Source organism: Serratia sp. 506_PEND (assembly GCF_001076875.1).
GTDB classification, from domain to species: Bacteria; Pseudomonadota; Gammaproteobacteria; order Enterobacterales; family Enterobacteriaceae; genus Serratia; species Serratia marcescens.
Map to the genome: position 1 here is coordinate 1 of NZ_JVEL01000456.1, position 16,879 is coordinate 16,879.

At 60.2% G+C, this 16,879-nt stretch carries 22 protein-coding genes and 1 pseudogene; 18 read left to right on the plus strand and 5 right to left on the minus strand.

From position 1 onward, the window contains the following. The 10 genes and pseudogenes from ADK28_RS17675 to ADK28_RS17720 form a co-directional block, all read left to right on the plus strand. A pseudogene (locus ADK28_RS17675) lies at positions 1 to 277 on the plus strand (GTPase HflX); the annotation flags it as partial. A 68-nt stretch (positions 278 to 345) separates the two neighbouring features. Further along, positions 346 to 1,596, plus strand: a complete 1,251-nt coding sequence (gene hflK / locus ADK28_RS17680) for an FtsH protease activity modulator HflK (RefSeq protein WP_004933672.1) — start codon at positions 346 to 348, stop codon at positions 1,594 to 1,596. Between the two features lie 3 nt (positions 1,597 to 1,599). Continuing rightward, positions 1,600 to 2,604: a protease modulator HflC gene (gene hflC / locus ADK28_RS17685; protein ID WP_004933669.1), complete on the plus strand. Its 1,005-nt coding sequence runs from the start codon at positions 1,600 to 1,602 to the stop codon at positions 2,602 to 2,604. 63 nt (positions 2,605 to 2,667) lie between these two features. Continuing rightward, positions 2,668 to 2,868 (plus strand): DUF2065 domain-containing protein, encoded by a 201-nt coding sequence (locus ADK28_RS17690; protein ID WP_048796294.1) that lies wholly within the window; start codon positions 2,668 to 2,670, stop codon positions 2,866 to 2,868. A 98-nt stretch (positions 2,869 to 2,966) separates the two neighbouring features. Beyond that, the gene (locus ADK28_RS17695) at positions 2,967 to 4,265 is read left to right on the plus strand and encodes an adenylosuccinate synthase (protein WP_004933663.1); all 1,299 of its coding nucleotides are present in this window, start codon (positions 2,967 to 2,969) and stop codon (positions 4,263 to 4,265) included. 233 nt (positions 4,266 to 4,498) lie between these two features. After that, a complete protein-coding gene (gene nsrR, locus ADK28_RS17700) occupies positions 4,499 to 4,924 on the plus strand; it encodes a nitric oxide-sensing transcriptional repressor NsrR (RefSeq protein ID WP_004933660.1) in 426 nt (141 codons plus the stop codon). 59 nt (positions 4,925 to 4,983) lie between these two features. Further along, complete coding sequence (gene rnr / locus ADK28_RS17705) at positions 4,984 to 7,458, plus strand: ribonuclease R (protein WP_033638918.1); 2,475 nt, start codon at positions 4,984 to 4,986, stop codon at positions 7,456 to 7,458. Between the two features lie 61 nt (positions 7,459 to 7,519). Next, entirely contained in the window at positions 7,520 to 8,251 is a 732-nt protein-coding gene (gene rlmB, locus ADK28_RS17710; RefSeq protein ID WP_004933653.1) for a 23S rRNA (guanosine(2251)-2'-O)-methyltransferase RlmB, read from the plus strand. 116 nt (positions 8,252 to 8,367) lie between these two features. Next, on the plus strand, positions 8,368 to 9,996 hold the full coding sequence (locus tag ADK28_RS17715; RefSeq protein WP_048796295.1) for an isovaleryl-CoA dehydrogenase: 1,629 nt from the start codon (positions 8,368 to 8,370) through the stop codon (positions 9,994 to 9,996). Positions 9,997 to 10,062: 66 nt separating this feature from the next. Then, positions 10,063 to 10,461 (plus strand): DUF350 domain-containing protein, encoded by a 399-nt coding sequence (locus ADK28_RS17720; protein WP_016929354.1) that lies wholly within the window; start codon positions 10,063 to 10,065, stop codon positions 10,459 to 10,461. Here the strand turns inward: ADK28_RS17720 and ADK28_RS17725 are convergent. Both ADK28_RS17725 and bsmA read right to left on the minus strand, forming a co-directional pair. After that, positions 10,458 to 10,733 carry a DUF1471 domain-containing protein gene (locus ADK28_RS17725; protein ID WP_033633541.1) on the minus strand — a complete coding sequence of 92 codons (276 nt, stop codon included), beginning with the start codon at positions 10,731 to 10,733 and terminating at the stop codon, positions 10,458 to 10,460. The two genes, ADK28_RS17720 and ADK28_RS17725, sit on opposite strands and share 4 nt — an antisense overlap. A 123-nt stretch (positions 10,734 to 10,856) precedes the next feature. Beyond that, a complete protein-coding gene (bsmA, locus tag ADK28_RS17730; protein WP_016929352.1) occupies positions 10,857 to 11,165 on the minus strand; it encodes a biofilm peroxide resistance protein BsmA in 309 nt (102 codons plus the stop codon). Positions 11,166 to 11,292: 127 nt separating this feature from the next. Here bsmA and yjfP point away from each other — a divergent pair, with 127 nt between their 5' ends. Together yjfP and ADK28_RS17740 are read left to right on the plus strand one after the other, a co-directional pair. Beyond that, the gene (gene yjfP, locus ADK28_RS17735; RefSeq protein ID WP_033638915.1) at positions 11,293 to 12,045 is read left to right on the plus strand and encodes an esterase; all 753 of its coding nucleotides are present in this window, start codon (positions 11,293 to 11,295) and stop codon (positions 12,043 to 12,045) included. Positions 12,046 to 12,169: 124 nt separating this feature from the next. Beyond that, the gene (locus ADK28_RS17740) at positions 12,170 to 12,544 is read left to right on the plus strand and encodes a hypothetical protein (RefSeq protein WP_048796296.1); all 375 of its coding nucleotides are present in this window, start codon (positions 12,170 to 12,172) and stop codon (positions 12,542 to 12,544) included. A 99-nt stretch (positions 12,545 to 12,643) separates the two neighbouring features. On the opposite strand, the gene ADK28_RS17745 is transcribed toward ADK28_RS17740, so the two are convergent. Together ADK28_RS17745 and ADK28_RS31675 are read right to left on the minus strand one after the other, a co-directional pair. After that, positions 12,644 to 12,910 (minus strand): DUF1471 domain-containing protein, encoded by a 267-nt coding sequence (locus tag ADK28_RS17745; RefSeq protein ID WP_004933636.1) that lies wholly within the window; start codon positions 12,908 to 12,910, stop codon positions 12,644 to 12,646. A 10-nt stretch (positions 12,911 to 12,920) separates the two neighbouring features. Continuing rightward, complete coding sequence (locus ADK28_RS31675; RefSeq protein ID WP_147881899.1) at positions 12,921 to 13,127, minus strand: hypothetical protein; 207 nt, start codon at positions 13,125 to 13,127, stop codon at positions 12,921 to 12,923. 236 nt (positions 13,128 to 13,363) lie between these two features. Between ADK28_RS31675 and rpsF the strand changes: the two genes are divergently transcribed. The 5 genes from rpsF (at position 13,364) to ADK28_RS17765 (ending at position 15,277) form a co-directional block, all read left to right on the plus strand. Continuing rightward, complete coding sequence (gene rpsF / locus ADK28_RS17750; protein ID WP_004933634.1) at positions 13,364 to 13,762, plus strand: 30S ribosomal protein S6; 399 nt, start codon at positions 13,364 to 13,366, stop codon at positions 13,760 to 13,762. A gap of 8 nt (positions 13,763 to 13,770) precedes the next feature. Next, positions 13,771 to 14,088 carry a primosomal replication protein N gene (gene priB / locus ADK28_RS30280; RefSeq protein ID WP_049233092.1) on the plus strand — a complete coding sequence of 106 codons (318 nt, stop codon included), beginning with the start codon at positions 13,771 to 13,773 and terminating at the stop codon, positions 14,086 to 14,088. A 4-nt stretch (positions 14,089 to 14,092) separates the two neighbouring features. Further along, entirely contained in the window at positions 14,093 to 14,320 is a 228-nt protein-coding gene (gene rpsR, locus ADK28_RS17755; protein ID WP_000135199.1) for a 30S ribosomal protein S18, read from the plus strand. Between the two features lie 39 nt (positions 14,321 to 14,359). Further along, positions 14,360 to 14,812: a 50S ribosomal protein L9 gene (gene rplI, locus ADK28_RS17760; protein WP_004933629.1), complete on the plus strand. Its 453-nt coding sequence runs from the start codon at positions 14,360 to 14,362 to the stop codon at positions 14,810 to 14,812. A gap of 111 nt (positions 14,813 to 14,923) precedes the next feature. Then, the gene (locus ADK28_RS17765; RefSeq protein ID WP_016929349.1) at positions 14,924 to 15,277 is read left to right on the plus strand and encodes a DUF488 domain-containing protein; all 354 of its coding nucleotides are present in this window, start codon (positions 14,924 to 14,926) and stop codon (positions 15,275 to 15,277) included. Between the two features lie 3 nt (positions 15,278 to 15,280). Here ADK28_RS17765 and ADK28_RS17770 read toward each other — a convergent pair whose 3' ends face one another. Further along, on the minus strand, positions 15,281 to 15,955 hold the full coding sequence (locus tag ADK28_RS17770; RefSeq protein WP_033638911.1) for an OapA family protein: 675 nt from the start codon (positions 15,953 to 15,955) through the stop codon (positions 15,281 to 15,283). Between the two features lie 267 nt (positions 15,956 to 16,222). On the opposite strand from ADK28_RS17770, the gene fklB reads away from it, so the two are divergent. Further along, the gene (gene fklB, locus ADK28_RS17775; protein WP_004933618.1) at positions 16,223 to 16,843 is read left to right on the plus strand and encodes an FKBP-type peptidyl-prolyl cis-trans isomerase; all 621 of its coding nucleotides are present in this window, start codon (positions 16,223 to 16,225) and stop codon (positions 16,841 to 16,843) included. Positions 16,844 to 16,879: the final 36 nt, after the last annotated feature.

Consider the following 16,879-nt stretch of genomic DNA (forward strand, 5'->3'; position numbering starts at 1 on the left):
CCTGCCGATCCGGGTGTGGCTGTCCGCCGCCAGCGGAGAGGGTATTCCGTTGCTGTATCAGGCGTTGACGGAGCGCTTATCGGGGGAGATCGCGCATTACGAATTGCGCTTACCGCCACGGGCAGGCCGTCTTCGCAGCCGTTTTTACCAGCTTCAGGCGATTGAAAAAGAGTGGAACGAAGAAGACGGCAGCATTGGCGTGGTGGTGCGAATGCCGATCGTCGAATGGCGTCGTCTCTGCAAGCAAGAACAGGACCTGATTGACTTTATCGTATGATCATATCCTGTTACATTTATGCTTCGCGAAAGCCTGAAGTACCCAATCACAGAATATGGAGCTAAAACATGGCGTGGAATCAGCCCGGTAATAACGGACAGGACCGCGACCCGTGGGGGAGCAGCAATAATAATGGCGGCAACTCTGGCGGTAACAACAAAGGCGGTCGTGATCAAGGGCCACCTGATTTGGACGATATCTTCCGCAAACTGAGCAAGAAATTGAGCGGTTTCGGCGGGGGCAAAGGCTCCAACAGCAATAGCGGCGGCACCGGCACCTCTGGCCCGGGCTTCAGCGGCCGTATTATCGGTATCGCGGCGGTCGCCGTGGTGGTGATCTGGGCCGCCAGCGGCTTCTACACCATCAAGGAAGCCGAGCGCGGCGTCGTGACGCGTTTCGGCAAGTTCAGCCATCTGGTGCAACCGGGCCTGAACTGGAAGCCGACCTTCATCGACGACGTGCGTCCGGTGAACGTGGAATCCGTGCGCGAATTGGCGGCGTCCGGCGTGATGCTGACCTCCGATGAAAACGTGGTGCGCGTGGAAATGAACGTGCAGTACCGCGTGACCAACCCGGAAGCGTACCTGTTCAGCGTCGTCAATGCCGACGACAGCCTGAGCCAGGCGACCGACAGCGCCCTGCGCGGCGTAATCGGCAAGTACTCGATGGATCGCATCCTGACCGAAGGCCGTACCGTGGTGCGTAACGATACGCAGCGCATGCTGGAAGAGACCATCCGTCCTTACAACATGGGCATCACGCTGCTGGACGTCAACTTCCAGGCGGCGCGTCCGCCGGAAGAGGTGAAGGCGTCGTTCGACGATGCGATCGCCGCGCGTGAGAATGAGCAGCAATACATCCGTGAAGCGGAAGCTTACGCCAACGAAGTTCAGCCGCGTGCGAACGGCCAGGCGCAGCGTCTGCTGGAAGACTCCAAGGCTTATAAGGACCGCACCGTCCTGGAAGCTCAGGGTGAGGTGGCGCGCTTTGCCAAGCTGTTGCCGGAATACAAGTCCGCACCGCAGATCACTCGCGAGCGTCTGTATATCGAAACCATGGAAAAAGTGCTGGGCCATACCCGTAAGGTGTTGGTGAGCGACAAAGGCAACAACCTGATGGTGCTGCCGCTGGATCAGATGCTGCGCGGCCAAGGCGCGGCGGCGGAGAGCGGCAACAAGGATACCAGCCTGATTCGCCTCAATCCGAATCCTGCGCCGGCTGCCAACAGCAGCACTCCGCGCACCAGCGGCGGATCGGTTATGGATCAGCGCCGGGCGAATGCGCAGCGTGACGACACCACTCGCGTAGGGAGAGAGTAATCAATGCGTAAGTCTTTTGTAGTTATTGTCCTCGCGGTGCTGGTGGTGCTGTACGCTTCGCTGTTCGTGGTGCAGGAAGGCCAGCGCGGCATCGTGCTGCGCTTCGGCAAGGTTCTGCGCGACGGCGAAAACAAGCCGCTGGTGTATGCGCCGGGTCTGCACCTCAAGATCCCGTTCATTGAGACCGTGAAGAACCTGGATGCGCGCATCCAGACCATGGACAACCAGGCCGATCGCTTCGTGACCAGCGAGAAGAAAGACCTGATCGTCGACTCCTATCTGAAGTGGCGCATCAGCGACTTCAGCCGTTACTACCTGGCGACCGGGGGCGGCGACGTCTCCCAGGCCGAAGTGCTGCTGAAACGCAAGTTCAGCGACCGTCTGCGTTCCGAAATTGGCCGTCTGGACGTGAAAGACATCGTGACCGACTCGCGCGGCAAGCTGATGTCTGACGTGCGTGACGCGCTGAACACCGGCACCGTGGGTGACGGCGAAGAGGTGGCGACCACCGAAGCCGATGACGCTATCGCCTCTGCGGCGGCGCGCGTTGAGCGGGAAACCACCGGCAAACAGCCGCAGGTGAACCCGAACAGCATGGCGGCGTTGGGCATCGAAGTGATCGACGTGCGTATCAAGCAGATTAACCTGCCGGCCGAAGTGTCCGACGCCATCTACCAGCGTATGCGCGCCGAGCGTGAAGCGGTAGCCCGTCGTCTGCGCTCGCAGGGCCAGGAAGAAGCCGAGAAGCTGCGCGCCAGCGCGGATTACGAAGTGACCCGTACCCTGGCGGAAGCCGAGCGTCAGGCGCGTATCACCCGCGGTGAAGGCGATGCCGAAGCGGCCAAGCTGTTCGCCAACGCGTTCAGCCAGGATCCGGATTTCTATGCCTTTATCCGCAGCCTGCGCGCCTATGAAGCCAGCTTCAAGGACAACCAGGACGTGCTGGTACTGAGCCCGGACAGCGATTTCTTCCGCTACATGAAGTCGCCTGATACCCTGCGCAAATAAGCGCGGCAGGCAATCTGATCGAGGGCCCGTTTACGCGGGCCCTTTCTCGTTTTTGGGGGATGCATGAACTCAACGATTTGGCTGGCGCTCGGGCTGGTTCTGGTGCTGGAAGGATTGGGGCCGATGCTGTTTCCGCAGGCCTGGCGCAAAATGATTGTGGCGATGTCGCAGCTGCCGGACGCGATGCTGCGGCGATTTGGCGGTGGAATAGTGGTTGCGGGCTGCGTGATCTACTACATGTTGAGCGGCCGCACGGGTCTTTAAAGTCTAGCCCAAAATTTATGCAATCGTATGCTAAAAGTGCTGAAAATCGAAAATTACGGTGGTAGAATCCATTTTTAAGCAATCGGTGATTTTGAAAAATGGGTAAGAACGTCGTCGTACTGGGCACCCAATGGGGTGACGAAGGTAAAGGCAAGGTTGTAGACCTGCTGACTGAACGGGCTCAATATGTTGTGCGCTACCAAGGTGGCCATAACGCTGGCCACACTCTGGTAATCAACGGTGAAAAAACCGTCCTTCATTTAATTCCTTCAGGTATTCTGCGTGAAAACGTCACCAGCATCATCGGCAACGGTGTTGTTCTGGCGCCGGACGCGTTGATGAAAGAAATGGGTGAACTCGAAGCGCGTGGCATCCCGGTACGCGAACGTCTGTTACTCTCTGAAGCTTGCCCGTTGATCCTGCCTTACCACGTTGCGTTGGATAACGCGCGTGAGAAAGCGCGCGGCGCGAAAGCGATCGGCACCACCGGTCGCGGCATCGGCCCGGCTTACGAAGATAAAGTGGCTCGTCGCGGCCTGCGCGTCGGCGACCTGTTCAACAAAGAAACCTTCGCCGTTAAGCTGAAAGAGATCGTCGATTACCACAACTTCCAGCTGGTCAACTACTACAAAGTTGACGCCGTCGATTATCAGGCGACGCTGGACTACGTGCTGTCTATCGCCGACATCCTGACCGCCATGGTGGTTGACGTTTCCGAACTGCTGGACGGCGCGCGCAAGCGTGGCGACCTGATCATGTTCGAGGGCGCTCAGGGCACCCTGCTGGATATCGACCACGGTACTTATCCGTACGTGACCTCTTCCAACACCACCGCCGGCGGCGTGGCTACCGGTTCCGGCATCGGCCCGCGTTATGTGGATTACGTGCTGGGCATCGTGAAAGCCTACTCCACTCGCGTGGGTGCAGGTCCGTTCCCAACTGAACTGTTCGATGAAACCGGCGAATACCTGTGCAAGCAGGGTAACGAGTTCGGCGCCACCACCGGCCGTCGTCGTCGTACCGGTTGGCTGGACGCGGTAGCGGTGCGCCGCGCCGTGCAGATCAACTCCCTGTCCGGCTTCTGCCTGACCAAACTGGACGTCCTGGACGGCCTGAAAGAAGTGAAGATCTGCGTGGGTTACCGCATGCCGGACGGCCGCGAAGTGGACACCACTCCGCTGGCGGCTGAAGGCTGGGAAGGCATTGAGCCTATCTACGAAACCATGCCGGGCTGGAGCGAAACCACCTTTGGCGTGAAAGAGCACAGCAAGCTGCCTCAGGCTGCGCTGAACTACATCAAGCGCATCGAAGAAGTGACCGGCGTACCGGTAGACATCATCTCTACCGGCCCGGATCGCAGCGAAACCATGATCCTGCGCGACCCGTTCGACGCATAATCAGGCTTTGCGGCATTAAACAAACCGGGCGCGTCCCGGTTTGTTTTTATCCTGACTCCCTCCGATTGCGGTTTCACGTCAAAAAATCCTTTCATAAACCCGCCTTAGGGCGCGGGATTCGCTAAATAATTAGCGACGAACTCTCCGGCTGGTTTATTATCCAATGAGTAATCTTTTGAATAGCGCCGAAAAGCGGCGTATCAGACGGGTAAAGTGATACCCAGAGGTAAGATGTGCAGTTAACAAGTTTTACTGATTATGGCCTGCGGGCGTTGATCTACATGGCATCGTTGCCGCAGGACAAGATGACCAGCATCTCGGAAGTGACTGAGGTTTATGGCGTGTCTCGCAACCATATGGTGAAGATCATCAATCAGTTGAGCCGGGTAGGTTTTGTCACGGCGGTGCGCGGCAAGCATGGCGGCATACGTTTGGGCAAACCGGCCGAGAGCATTCGCCTCGGTGACGTGGTGCGGGCGCTGGAGCCGCTCGCGCTGGTTAACTGCAGCAGTGAGTTTTGCCACATTACCCCTGCCTGCCGATTGAAGCAGGTGCTCCACCAGGGCGTACAGAATTTCCTTGAAGAGCTGGATAAGCATACGTTGGCCGACATGGTCGAAGACAATCCGCCGCTCTACAAGCTATTGCTTGTCGAATAAAACGACGTTGAGAAGACAAGGCTCAACGTCATCCTGCTGATGACAACGGAGGAACCGCAATGTCACAAGATCCATTCCTGGAACGAGAAGCAGAAAAATACGAATCCCCTATCCCCAGCCGTGAATATATCCTGGCCCATTTGGCGAAAAGAGAAACGCCGGCCAGCCGCGAAGAACTGGGCAACGAATTGGGCCTCAGCGGCGAAGAACAGCTGGAAGCGCTGCGCCGCCGCCTGCGCGCCATGGAGCGCGATGGCCAGTTAGTGTTTACCCGCCGCCAGTGCTACGCGCTGCCGGAACGTTTGGATCTGCTGCGCGGCACGGTGATCGGCCACCGCGACGGCTACGGCTTCCTGCGCGTTGAAGGCAGCAAAGACGACCTGTACCTGTCTGCCGAACAGATGAAAATGGCGATCCACGGTGACGTGGTGCTGGCGCAGGCCTTGGGCGCGGATCGCAAAGGGCGCCGCGAAGCGCGCATCGTGCGCGTGCTGGTGCCGAAAACCAGCCAGATTGTCGGCCGCTTCTTCATGGATGCCGGTACCGGCTTCGTGGTGCCGGACGACAGCCGTCTGAGCTTCGATATTCTGATCCCGGCGGACAGCGTCAGCGGCGCGCGCATGGGCTTTATGGTGGTGGTGGAGCTGACTCAGCGCCCGACCCGCCGCACCAAGGCGGTCGGCAAGATCGTCGAGATCCTCGGCGACAAGATGGGCACCAGCATGGCGGTGGACATCGCGCTGCGCACCCATGAGATCCCGCATACCTGGCCGCCGCAGGTGGAAAAACAGGTAGCCGATCTCAGCGAACAGGTGCCGGAAGCGGCCAAGAAGGGCCGCGTCGATCTGCGCAAGCTGCCGTTGGTCACCATCGACGGTGAAGACGCGCGCGACTTTGATGATGCGGTGTACTGCGAGAAAAAACGCGGCGGCGGCTGGCGCCTGTGGGTGGCGATCGCCGACGTCAGTTACTACGTGCGCCCGCGCACCGCGCTGGACGATGAAGCGCGCAGCCGCGGCAACTCGGTGTATTTCCCGTCGCAGGTGATCCCGATGCTGCCGGAAGTGCTGTCCAACGGGCTGTGCTCCCTGAACCCGCAGGTCGATCGTCTGTGCATGGTGTGCGAAATGACCATCTCCGCCCAGGGGCGCCTGTCGACGGCCAAGTTCTACGAGGCGGTGATGAGCTCTCACGCCCGCCTGACCTACAACAAGGTGTGGCACATTCTGCAGGGCGATCAGGAGCTGCGCGAGCATTACCATCCGCTGGTCAAGCACCTGGAAGAGCTTCACGCCATGTATAAGGTGCTGGATAAGGCGCGCGCCGAGCGCGGCGGCATCGCGTTTGAAACCGAAGAAGCCAAATTCATCTTCAACGCCGAACGCCGCATCGAGCGCGTGGAGCCGACGGTGCGCAACGACGCCCACAAGCTGATCGAAGAGTGCATGATCATGGCCAACGTGGCGGCCGCGCGCTTCGTCGAGAAACGCAACGAGCCGGCGCTTTACCGCGTGCACGATCGTCCGAGCGACGACCACATCTCCGCGCTGCGCAGCGTGCTGAGCGAGCTGGGGCTGACGTTGGGCGGCGGCAACAAGCCGCAGCCGAAGGACTATGCGGTGCTGATGGATGAAGTGTCCGAGCGCCCTGACCACGAAATGCTGCAAACCATGTTGCTGCGTTCGATGAAGCAGGCGATTTACGATCCGGAAAACCGCGGCCACTTCGGCCTGGCGCTGGCGTCTTATGGCCACTTCACCTCGCCGATCCGCCGTTATCCGGATCTGGCGCTGCACCGCGCGATCAAATATCAGTTGGCCAAAGAACACGGCGAGCAGAAAGAGCGCTGGACGCCGACCGGCGGCTGGCACAGCGAGTTCGAAGAGATGCTGCAGCTGGGCGAACACTGCTCGATGACCGAGCGCCGCGCGGACGAAGCGACGCGCAACGTCGCCGACTGGCTGAAGTGCGACTTCATGCAGGATCACGTCGGTGAAGTGTTCAGCGGCATCATCTCCAGCGTGACCGGCTTCGGCTTCTTCGTGCGCCTGAACGATCTGTTCATCGACGGGCTGGTGCACGTATCAACGCTGGATAATGATTACTATCGCTACGATAATATCGGCCAGCGCCTGATCGGCGAATCTTCCGGCACGGTCTATCGCCTGGGGGATACGGTGGAGATCCGCGTGGACGCGGTGCACATGGACGAGCGCAAGATCGATTTCGCACTGGTATCCAGCACCCGCAAAGCGCGCGGTGAAGGCAAAACCGAGCGCGATCGCGCCAAGAAGGGCGGCCAGCGCACGCTGCGCGACAACGGTAGCGCGGGGCGCGGCAAGCGCCGCGGTGGCAAACCGCCGGCCAACTTCGAGCCGGACAGCGCCTTCCGCAAGCAGGATGACGCCAAGCCCGCGGACAACGTGAAGAAGGCGAAGAAGAAAGCCAAGAAAGCGTCCGACAAAACGCGGAAAATCGCGGCGGCGACCAAAGCCAAGCGCGCAGCCAAGAAGAAAGGTGCCGAGCAGGCCTAACCTGCCGCACATCGTTATCATCGGCCGGTTATCGCCGGCCGCACGAATTTAAAAGAGCATCATGAGCGAAATTATTTACGGCATCCACGCCGTCAAAGCCCTGTTAGAGCGCGACCCGCAACGCTTCCTGGAAGTGTTTATTCTGAAAGGCCGCGAAGATCGCCGTCTGCAACCGCTGATCGCCGAGCTGGAAGCGACCGGCATCGTGATCCAGGTGGCGAACCGTCAATGGCTGGATGACAAGGTTGAAGGCGCGGTGCATCAGGGGATCATCGCCCGGGTGCGCGAAGGGCGCCAGTATCAGGAGAACGATCTGCCGGGCCTGCTGGAAAGCGTGGAGACGCCGTTCCTGCTGGTGCTGGACGGCGTGACCGACCCACACAACCTCGGCGCCTGCCTGCGCAGCGCCGACGCGGCCGGCGTGCACGCGGTGATCGTGCCCCGTGACCGTTCCGCCCAGTTGAATGCCACCGCCAAGAAAGTGGCCTGCGGCGCCGCCGAAAACGTGCCGTTGATCCGCGTGACCAACCTGGCGCGCACGCTGCGTCTGCTGCAAGAGATGAACGTCTGGGTGGTGGGCACCGCCGGCGAAGCCGACCATACGCTGTATCAAAGCAAAATGACCGGCCCGATGGCGCTGGTGATGGGCGCGGAAGGCGAAGGCATGCGTCGCCTGACCCGCGAACACTGCGACGAGCTGATCAGCATCCCGATGGCCGGCACCGTCTCTTCGCTGAACGTGTCGGTCGCCACCGGCATCTGCCTGTTCGAAGCGGTGCGTCAGCGCGGCTGATTCTCCTGACGGGGGCGCTCTGCCCCCGTTAATTCCCTCTCTTGTGATCCCGCCTGCGGCAGAAATCTCTGCGCCGACCATACTTATCCCTGACGCTTTTTTCAGGGAGCACTCTCATGGTCTGGACTACGCACACCGTTTTTAACCAACCCAAGCCGCTGGGCAACAGCAACCTGTTTCTCTCCGATACGCCGCTGCGCGAAGCGTTGCAGCGCGAGCAAGGCGGTTGGGACGCCGAGGTATTGGCTTCGCTGGGCCAGCAGCTCGGCACGCAAGAGTCGCTGGAGCTGGGGCGCCTGGCCAACGCCAACCCGCCGGAGCTGCTGCGCTATGACGCCACCGGCCAGCGGTTGGACGACGTTCGCTTTCACCCCGCCTGGCATATTCTGATGCAGGGGCTGATCGCCAATCGGGTGCACAACCTGCCCTGGCAGGAGGATGCGCGCATCGGTTCCTTCGTGGCGCGCGCCGCGCGCTTTATGCTGCATGCGCAGGTCGAGGCCGGCACTCTGTGCCCGGTGACCATGACCTTCGGCGCCACGCCGCTGTTGCTGCAGGCGTTACCGGCGGAATTCCGTTCCTGGCTGACCCCGTTGCTGTCGGATCGTTATGACGCTCACCTGCTGCCTGGCGGGCAAAAGCGCGGTCTGCTGATCGGCATGGGTATGACAGAGAAGCAGGGCGGCTCCGATGTCTTGAGCAATACCACCACCGCCGCGCCGCTCGGCGCGCGTGGGCCGGGCGAAGCCTACCGGCTGGTGGGGCACAAGTGGTTCTTCTCGGTGCCGCAGAGCGATGCGCACCTGGTGCTGGCGCAGGCCGAAGGCGGGCTGTCCTGCTTCTTCCTGCCGCGCATTTTGCCGGATGGCAGCCGCAACGCCATTCGCCTGGAGCGGCTGAAAGACAAACTGGGCAACCGCTCCAACGCCAGCAGCGAGGTGGAGTTTCAGGACGCCACGGCCTGGCTGCTGGGCGATGAGGGCGACGGCGTGCGGCATATCCTGAAGATGGGCGGCCTGACCCGTTTCGACTGTTCGCTGGGCAGCCACGGTCTGATGCGCCGCGGGCTGTCGGTGGCGCTGTATCATGCGCTGCAGCGGCAGGCATTCGGTAAGCTCTTGATCGAACAACCGCTGATGCGTCAGGTTCTGGCGCGCATGGCGCTGCGGCTGGAAGGGCATACCGCGCTGCTGTTCCGGCTGGCCCGCGCCTGGGAAAGCCGCAGCAATGAGGGCGAGCTGATCTACAGCCGCCTGCTGACCCCGGCGGCCAAATACAGCATCTGCCGCCAGGGCATGCCGTTCATCGCCGAGGCGATGGAGGTGCTGGGCGGCATCGGTTACTGTGAGGAGAGCGAACTGCCGCGCCTGTATCGCGAGATGCCGGTGAACAGCATCTGGGAAGGTTCCGGCAACATCATGTGCCTGGACGTGTTGCGCAGCCTGCACAAATTGCCGGGCGCGCTTGAAATGCTGCAGTTCGAGCTGCAGCCGGTGCGCGGCCAGAATCGGTTGTTCGATCGCGCCTGGCGGCAGTGGCAGCAGCGCGCCCGGCAACCGAGTGAGGAGATGGGGCGGCTGCTCACTCAACAGCTGTTCGACCTGTGCTGCGCCGCACAGCTGCTGCAGCACGCCAGCCCGCAGATCGCCGATGCCTGGTGTCATCTGACGCTGGATCATCGCGGCGAGAGCCTGCTGTCGGCCGAGGTGTGCGAACTGCTGCTGAACCGCGCCATCGGCGGTTAGGGAAAAGGGTGGCGCGCGGCGGCGAAAACCTTTTTAATTCAGCCTCACTCTGACAGGAAAATGCACATGGATATTCTCAGCGCGTTGGCGGCGTTCGCCTCTTACTTCTTCAGCGGTTTCGCCATGATTTTGGTGTTTCTGTTCGTCTATACCCGCATCACCCCGCACGACGAATGGGCGTTGATCAAGGCCGATAATCAATCCGCCGCCTTTGCTTTTATCGGCGCCTGCCTGGGGTATGTGATCCCGCTGGCCAGCGCGGCGATCAACTCGATCAGCCTGCTGGATTACCTGCTGTGGGGCGTAGTGGCGCTGGTGGTGCAACTGCTGCTGTTCGCGGCCGTGAAGATCTACATGCCGCGCATCAGCGAAAAGATCGAAGCGAATCACCTGGCCGCCGGGATTTTCCTGGGGGGCGTCTCCGTTAGCGGCGGCGTGTTGAATGCGGCTTGCATGAGCTACTAAAGGTATAAGATGGCGGAGGCGCGCCAGCCAAGCGGGTGCGCCTGCTCTTCCATCCGCAGGATGCGGTAATAGCTGGCGCCGTGTTGGCCGGCGGTGCGGGCGATGGCCAGTTCCGCTTCCTGCGGCGAGCCGGGCAGATCGCTGAAGGTGATCTCGGCGATTTCACTGAGCGGCGTCACGCGATCGGCGGGCGCCAGCTCGGCGGACTGTGCGCCGGTGCTGAGCAATCCCATGGAAAGCAGGAGGGAGGTGAGTGCGGTGGAGCGTTTCATGGCGTTCCCCTTCGTCAGATCCTGAATCGACACCCGCAACATGCGGCATGCTGTCCCTCAGTGTGCAACACCCTTCTTCAGCCAGTGCAAAGCCAGTGTAAATCTGCTTAAACAATCCCCGCCTTAACGATACAGGAGCGCCTGGGAATACCATTGGCCCGGCACGACGGTTTCGCTGTTCATGATGATCACGTAATAACGGGCGCCGGCGGCGGTGGCTTTGCGCTGGATCTCCGCTTCCACGTCCATCGGGCTGCCGCGCACCACGGCGGTGACGGTGCCGATTTTCACCAGTTTGGCGGTCTGCGCGCGGACGATCTCCTGCGCCTGTGCGGTGGGCGGCGGCGGCGGTTTCGGCGTGGTGGTCATGATGCCGCAGGCGGAAAGCTGTGCGGCCAGCGTCAGGGCGATGAGTGTGCGGACAAACGTCATGGGAACCTCGAAAGAGCCGGTGCGATGGCTTCAGTGTAACGCAATATAAGCTGGAACAGATTGAGCTAACGCTGGCTGGCGCAAGTTTGTCATGATGAATGCCAACAGGTGAGTTGAGGATGAGCGGATGATTGAAATTCATGACGAGCGGGTGGGCGATATTGCGGTGATCCATGCGGTACCGGCGGGGCAGTATCATCGGCCGCTGCCGACGGTGTTCTTCTGCCATGGTTATACCTCGTCGAAAGAGGTGTACGCCTACTTCGCCTATGCGCTGGCGCGCGCCGGTTTTCGGGCGGTGCTGCCGGATGCCGATCGGCACGGCGAGCGGTTCGACGGCGATGAGACGCGGCGCCTGGCGTCGTTCTGGGAGATCCTGCGCAGCAATATCGACGAACTGCCGCAGATCAAGGCGCATTTTGAGCGGCTTGGCCTGATAGCCGACGGACGCATCGGCGTCGCCGGCGCCTCAATGGGCGGCATGACCGCGCTCGGCGCCTTCGCGCGCTTCCCGTGGATCCGGGCGGCCGCCAGCCTGATGGGCTCAGGTTATTACCGTTCGCTGGCGCAAACGCTGTATCCGCCGTTGGACGAAGAGGGCGAGGCGCTCTCGCCGGCGGCGTTTGCGGCGCGCACCGCCGTGTTGGCGGAGTATGAGCTGGAAGGGCGTTTGGAGACGATTGCCGGGCGGCCGCTGCTGCTGTGGCACGGCGAGACGGACGACGTGGTGCCGGCGGCTGACAGCCAGCGTTTGGCGGCTGAACTGCGGCGGCAAGGCGCGGACGGTCGTTTGACATCGCTCATCGAATCGGGGGTGAAGCACCGCATCACGCCGCTGGCGCTGTCCGCCACGGCCGACTTTTTCCGCCGCGAACTGTGATGCGCCGACGGGCACGATGCATGGAATTGCGCCGCTCTGTGCGGGCTGTTTCGGGCATTGTTTCATGCATGTCGGAGGAGAATGTCAGCGTGAGTTCTTTCAGGGGCAGCAAGGAGCGGAGAGCATGATAAAGGGTATCAGCAGTACGGCCGAGACAGCGCGCGGGCTGGCGGGAACGATGAAAGCGCGCGCCGAGCTTAACTCAGCGGCCTTCAGCGAGATGCTGGGGGCAGCCGACGGCAAGGCGCGGCAAAACAAGGCGCATCCGCTGTCGCGCATCACCGCGCAGACGGTGCAAAACATGACGGCGCTGTTCGCCTCCGCGCCGAAAGCGGCGGCCACGCAAACCGCGAAGGCCGGCTCGCTCTCCTTCGAGCAGCGGGCGACGCTGGAGGAAAGCGCCGAACTGCTGCAGGCACGGACAAACTATCTGCGGATGGCGCTGCAATTGCACAATCCGGGCAAGGCGTTCAGTGCGCCGACGTTGCTCAAACTGTGATGGGTGAGGAAGTGGAGCGCCCGACAGGCGGCGCTCCGGTGCGAACTGAACGGGCTTTCTGATGAAGCCCTGGGGATTTCCCTGGCGTGGCGCGTCTTTTTAACGGTACAGCTCGGCGCTAACGTGCATCGTGCTGTTGTCGCCCGGTTCGTGCAGGGCGATGATGCGATAAGAGCTTGCGCCGCGTTGATCGGCGATTTTACTGACCTGGCTGCTGGCGTCATCCGGCGAGACCACGTTCTGGTTCAGGGTGACGAAGCCAACGCTCTGGCGTTGATCGGCCTGGTGCGAGGTGATCTCTGTCGCGGCCATCACGTTGGCGGAGAACAGGGCGGCAAGCGCCGTCGCGAGAATGATGCGTTTCATAGTGCCTCTCTTACTTTTTGCCGTTACGGCCTGACAGCGAGTGTCGCTGCGGCAAAAAGTCATTTATCTGCATTGAATAACCTGGGATCTTTTTCGTCGCGCTGTCTGCGGCGGATATGGTTAATTTTAGTCCGTTGCTGGCGATTAAAAAGCGGGGTGTTTTGAAGGCATCTTTCAAAAAAAATGAAATAGATTTGTGACTCAGCGCTGATTTCATTGAAAGATTTTTGAAACTGATGGATCGGCGTACATAGGTTCACTCACGAGCAAATCGTGCTATTTCCCATAGCGCCTCGCATTAACGCGAATAAAACCCACGCAGTCCTTGAGTTTCCCGCCCTGCGTCAGTATGATTACACGTCATTTTTCAGCCGCACACTAAACACGTTCCTTGCTTCCATGGGCCGCGGTTGACCCTGACAGGAGGCTGAATAATCCGTAAGGAGCAATTCGATGCGTCATTACGAAATCGTTTTTATGGTCCATCCTGACCAAAGCGAACAGGTTCCGGGCATGATCGAGCGTTACAGTGCTACCATCACTAACGCGCAAGGTCAGATTCACCGTCTGGAAGACTGGGGCCGCCGTCAGCTGGCTTATCCGATCAACAAACTGCACAAAGCTCACTACGTTCTGCTGAACGTTGAAGCGCCGCAGGAAGCGATCGATGAGCTGGAAACTAACTTCCGCTTCAACGACGCCGTTATCCGCAGCATGGTTATGCGCGTTAAGCACGCGGTAACTGAAGCATCTCCGATGGTTAAAGCGAAAGACGAACGTCGTGGCGATCGCCGCGAAGACTTCGCTAACGAAACCGCAGATGATGCAGATGCTGGGGATTCTGAAGAGTAATTGCCGCCGTGACGGCTAATCGTCTGGTTTTGTCGGGCACTGTGTGCAAGGCGCCGGTTCGAAAAGTGAGTCCTTCCGGGATACCGCACTGCCAATTTGTGCTAGAGCACCGTTCGCAGCAGATGGAAGCCGGATTCAGCAGACAAGCATGGTGCCGAATGCCCGTGGTTGTCAGCGGACAACAGTCACAAGCACTAACTCAAAGATTAACGGTCGGCAGTCAGATTACCGTGCAAGGCTTTGTAAGCTGCCATCAAGGGCGCAACGGGCTGAGCAAATTGGTTCTGCATGCCGAGCAGATTGAATTGATAGATTCTGGAGACTAGCCAAATGGCACGTTATTTCCGTCGTCGCAAGTTCTGCCGTTTCACCGCGGAAGGCGTTCAAGAGATTGACTATAAAGACATCGCTACGCTGAAAAACTACATCACCGAAAGTGGTAAAATTGTACCGAGCCGTATCACCGGTACTCGTGCAAAATATCAGCGCCAGCTGGCCCGTGCTATCAAGCGCGCGCGCTACCTGTCTTTGTTGCCGTACACTGATCGTCATCAGTAATCGGCCACTGTCCATTAACGACTTTGAGAGGATAAGGTAATGCAAGTTATTCTGCTTGATAAAGTAGCAAACCTGGGCAGCCTGGGTGATCAAGTTAACGTTAAAGCGGGCTACGCTCGTAACTTCCTGGTACCACAGGGCAAAGCTGTTCCTGCTACCAAGAAAAACGTTGAGTTCTTCGAAGCACGCCGTGCTGAACTGGAAGCCAAACTGGCTGACGTTCTGGCTGCTGCTGAAGCTCGCGCAACCAAGATCAACGAACTGGGTTCAGTCACCATCGCTTCCAAATCTGGCGACGAAGGTAAACTGTTCGGCTCTATCGGCACCCGCGACATCGCTGACGCAGTGACTGCGGCAGGCGTTGAAGTTGCCAAGAGCGAAGTTCGTCTGCCGAACGGCGTTCTGCGTACCACTGGCGAGCACGAAGTGCACTTCCAGGTACACAGCGACGTGTTCGCACAGCTGAATGTAGTTGTGGTTGCAGAAGCGTAATTTACGCTGCTGTTAACCCGGTTAAAACGCCAGCCTCGCGCTGGCGTTTTGCTTTTCTGCGCCCGGCAAAACGCGCTACGCTTGAAGACGGGATGAAAAGGAGAGCGTGCGATGGCAACGATTACGCTACAGCGGGTTTACGATTTCAGCGCGCCGGCGCCGGAACATTGTTATCTGATAGACCGGCTATGGCCGCGCGGCATCAGCAAAGAGCGGTTGACGGGCGTGCAGTGGTTGAAACAGGTGGCGCCGGATGACGAGCTGCGCAAGTGGTTCCATCAGCATACCGACCAGTGGGAAGCCTTTGAGACGCGATACCGCCAACAGCTGGCGGCCAACGACGCCTGGCAGCCGCTGGTGGCGCTGTTACGGCAGGGGCAAGCGCTGACGCTGCTGTATGGCAGTAAAGATACCGAGCACAACCAGGGCGTGGTGCTGCGCGAGTTTCTGCTGGCGCAGCTGTAGAGATTAGCGTTCCCGGCGGTAGCTGCCGTCGGCCTGGCGGCGGAACAGCGCCTGGCTATTGTCTGCCGTGGTGACCGACAGCGCGCTAATCACGCCGTTGGCGTCGCGTTCAATGCGCACTTCCTGGCCGGCTTTCATGTTGCTCAGCGGCTTGTCGCCGCCTTCCACCTGCGCCATGGCGAACACTTCATTCACCGGCAGATTGTTGTCGCGAAACAGTTGGGCCAGGGTCTGGCCGGGCTGGATCTGATAACGCTGCCAGTTGCCCGCCGGCGTCGGCTCGTTGGCGGGCGTGGCGGCGCTTCCGCCGTTTTGCAGCTCGGCCTGCAGCGGCACGCTGGTTTCCTGCTGAGAGACCGGGAACGGCTGTCTTTCGGGCGAGTAGGGCCACAGCAACGCCAGCAGCAGGATGATGCCGAAGATCAGCACCCAGCGGCGGTGAAAGTAGGGCAGCGGTTCCATCCAATGGAAACCGTCCGGCAGATGCCAGACTTTAATCAGCAGCGCTTTGACCCGCTGCATTTTGTCGTTGGCCGATGGCGGCTCCGATGGCGGTTCCGCGTCTTCCTGCGTGGGTGCGGCGCCGGGTTTCAGGCGCTGGCTGATGTTCAGCCAGGTGCGCAGCAGCGGCTGGTAGATGCGGGTGGTTTTCCTTCTCCTGGGCGCGATTCTGCCCATGGTGACCTCTCTTCGACGGCGTAATAATCAGTGCGGCGCGGCAAGCGCGTCGCCTGCCCGATATCCTGCTTTCAGTATAGTCCGCTAACTGATTGAAGTGAAAGGCGGCTGAGCGGCAGGGCCGGGGTTTGCGGCTGCGGGCGTTAACAGAAGGTTATTGTTTCTTTTTCTACGACAAAAGTCATCATTCTCCACACAAGATTTTACCCGGCATTGACGCGCTGTTATGCTGCGCTTTCGACTTTTTACAGACTTAAGGAAAACCCCATGACAACCCCTTCTTTTGACAGCGTTGAAGCGCAAGCAAGTTACGGGATTGGTTTACAGGTAGGCCAGCAGCTGCAAGAGTCCGGGCTGGAAGGTTTGCAACCGGAAGCTTTGCTGGCGGGTTTGCGTGACGCGCTGGAAGGGAATGCCCCGGCGGTTCCGGTAGACGTGGTGCACCGTGCGCTGCGTGAAATCCACGAGCGTGCTGACGCGGTACGCCGCGAGCGCCAGCAGGCGATGGCGGTTGAAGGCCAGAAATTCCTGGACGACAACGCCAAGCGCGACGACGTGACGCTGACCGAGTCTGGCCTGCAGTTCTCCGTGCTGGAGCAGGGCAACGGCCCAATCCCGTCCCGTCAGGACCGCGTGCGTGTGCACTACACCGGTCGTCTGATCAACGGCGACGTGTTCGACAGCTCGGTTGAGCGCGGCCAGCCGGCGGAATTCCCGGTCAGCGGCGTGATCCCAGGCTGGATCGAAGCGCTGACCCTGATGCCGGTCGGTTCCAAATGGCAGCTGTATATCCCGCACAACCTGGCCTACGGCGAGCGTGGCGCAGGCGCGTCCATTCCGCCGTTCAGCGCGCTGGTGTTCGACGTCGAGCTGCTGGAAATCCTGTAATCCCACCGAGGATTGTTCTGGGCGCCTTCGTGGCGC

Excerpts from the sequence above, each read along its gene's own strand:
- hflK (WP_004933672.1), top strand. The coding sequence starts at position 346 with ATGGCGTGGAATCAGCCCGGTAATAACGGACAGGACCGCGACCCGTGG.
- hflC (WP_004933669.1), top strand. The coding sequence starts at position 1,600 with ATGCGTAAGTCTTTTGTAGTTATTGTCCTCGCGGTGCTGGTGGTGCTG.
- ADK28_RS17690 (WP_048796294.1), top strand. The coding sequence starts at position 2,668 with ATGAACTCAACGATTTGGCTGGCGCTCGGGCTGGTTCTGGTGCTGGAA.
- ADK28_RS17695 (WP_004933663.1), top strand. The coding sequence starts at position 2,967 with ATGGGTAAGAACGTCGTCGTACTGGGCACCCAATGGGGTGACGAAGGT.
- rnr (WP_033638918.1), top strand. The coding sequence starts at position 4,984 with ATGTCACAAGATCCATTCCTGGAACGAGAAGCAGAAAAATACGAATCC.
- rlmB (WP_004933653.1), top strand. The coding sequence starts at position 7,520 with ATGAGCGAAATTATTTACGGCATCCACGCCGTCAAAGCCCTGTTAGAG.
- ADK28_RS17715 (WP_048796295.1), top strand. The coding sequence starts at position 8,368 with ATGGTCTGGACTACGCACACCGTTTTTAACCAACCCAAGCCGCTGGGC.
- ADK28_RS17720 (WP_016929354.1), top strand. The coding sequence starts at position 10,063 with ATGGATATTCTCAGCGCGTTGGCGGCGTTCGCCTCTTACTTCTTCAGC.
- ADK28_RS17725 (WP_033633541.1), bottom strand. The coding sequence starts at position 10,733 with ATGAAACGCTCCACCGCACTCACCTCCCTCCTGCTTTCCATGGGATTG.
- bsmA (WP_016929352.1), bottom strand. The coding sequence starts at position 11,165 with ATGACGTTTGTCCGCACACTCATCGCCCTGACGCTGGCCGCACAGCTT.
- yjfP (WP_033638915.1), top strand. The coding sequence starts at position 11,293 with ATGATTGAAATTCATGACGAGCGGGTGGGCGATATTGCGGTGATCCAT.
- ADK28_RS17740 (WP_048796296.1), top strand. The coding sequence starts at position 12,170 with ATGATAAAGGGTATCAGCAGTACGGCCGAGACAGCGCGCGGGCTGGCG.
- ADK28_RS17745 (WP_004933636.1), bottom strand. The coding sequence starts at position 12,910 with ATGAAACGCATCATTCTCGCGACGGCGCTTGCCGCCCTGTTCTCCGCC.
- ADK28_RS31675 (WP_147881899.1), bottom strand. The coding sequence starts at position 13,127 with ATGAAATCAGCGCTGAGTCACAAATCTATTTCATTTTTTTTGAAAGAT.
- rpsF (WP_004933634.1), top strand. The coding sequence starts at position 13,364 with ATGCGTCATTACGAAATCGTTTTTATGGTCCATCCTGACCAAAGCGAA.
- rpsR (WP_000135199.1), top strand. The coding sequence starts at position 14,093 with ATGGCACGTTATTTCCGTCGTCGCAAGTTCTGCCGTTTCACCGCGGAA.
- rplI (WP_004933629.1), top strand. The coding sequence starts at position 14,360 with ATGCAAGTTATTCTGCTTGATAAAGTAGCAAACCTGGGCAGCCTGGGT.
- ADK28_RS17765 (WP_016929349.1), top strand. The coding sequence starts at position 14,924 with ATGGCAACGATTACGCTACAGCGGGTTTACGATTTCAGCGCGCCGGCG.
- ADK28_RS17770 (WP_033638911.1), bottom strand. The coding sequence starts at position 15,955 with ATGGGCAGAATCGCGCCCAGGAGAAGGAAAACCACCCGCATCTACCAG.
- fklB (WP_004933618.1), top strand. The coding sequence starts at position 16,223 with ATGACAACCCCTTCTTTTGACAGCGTTGAAGCGCAAGCAAGTTACGGG.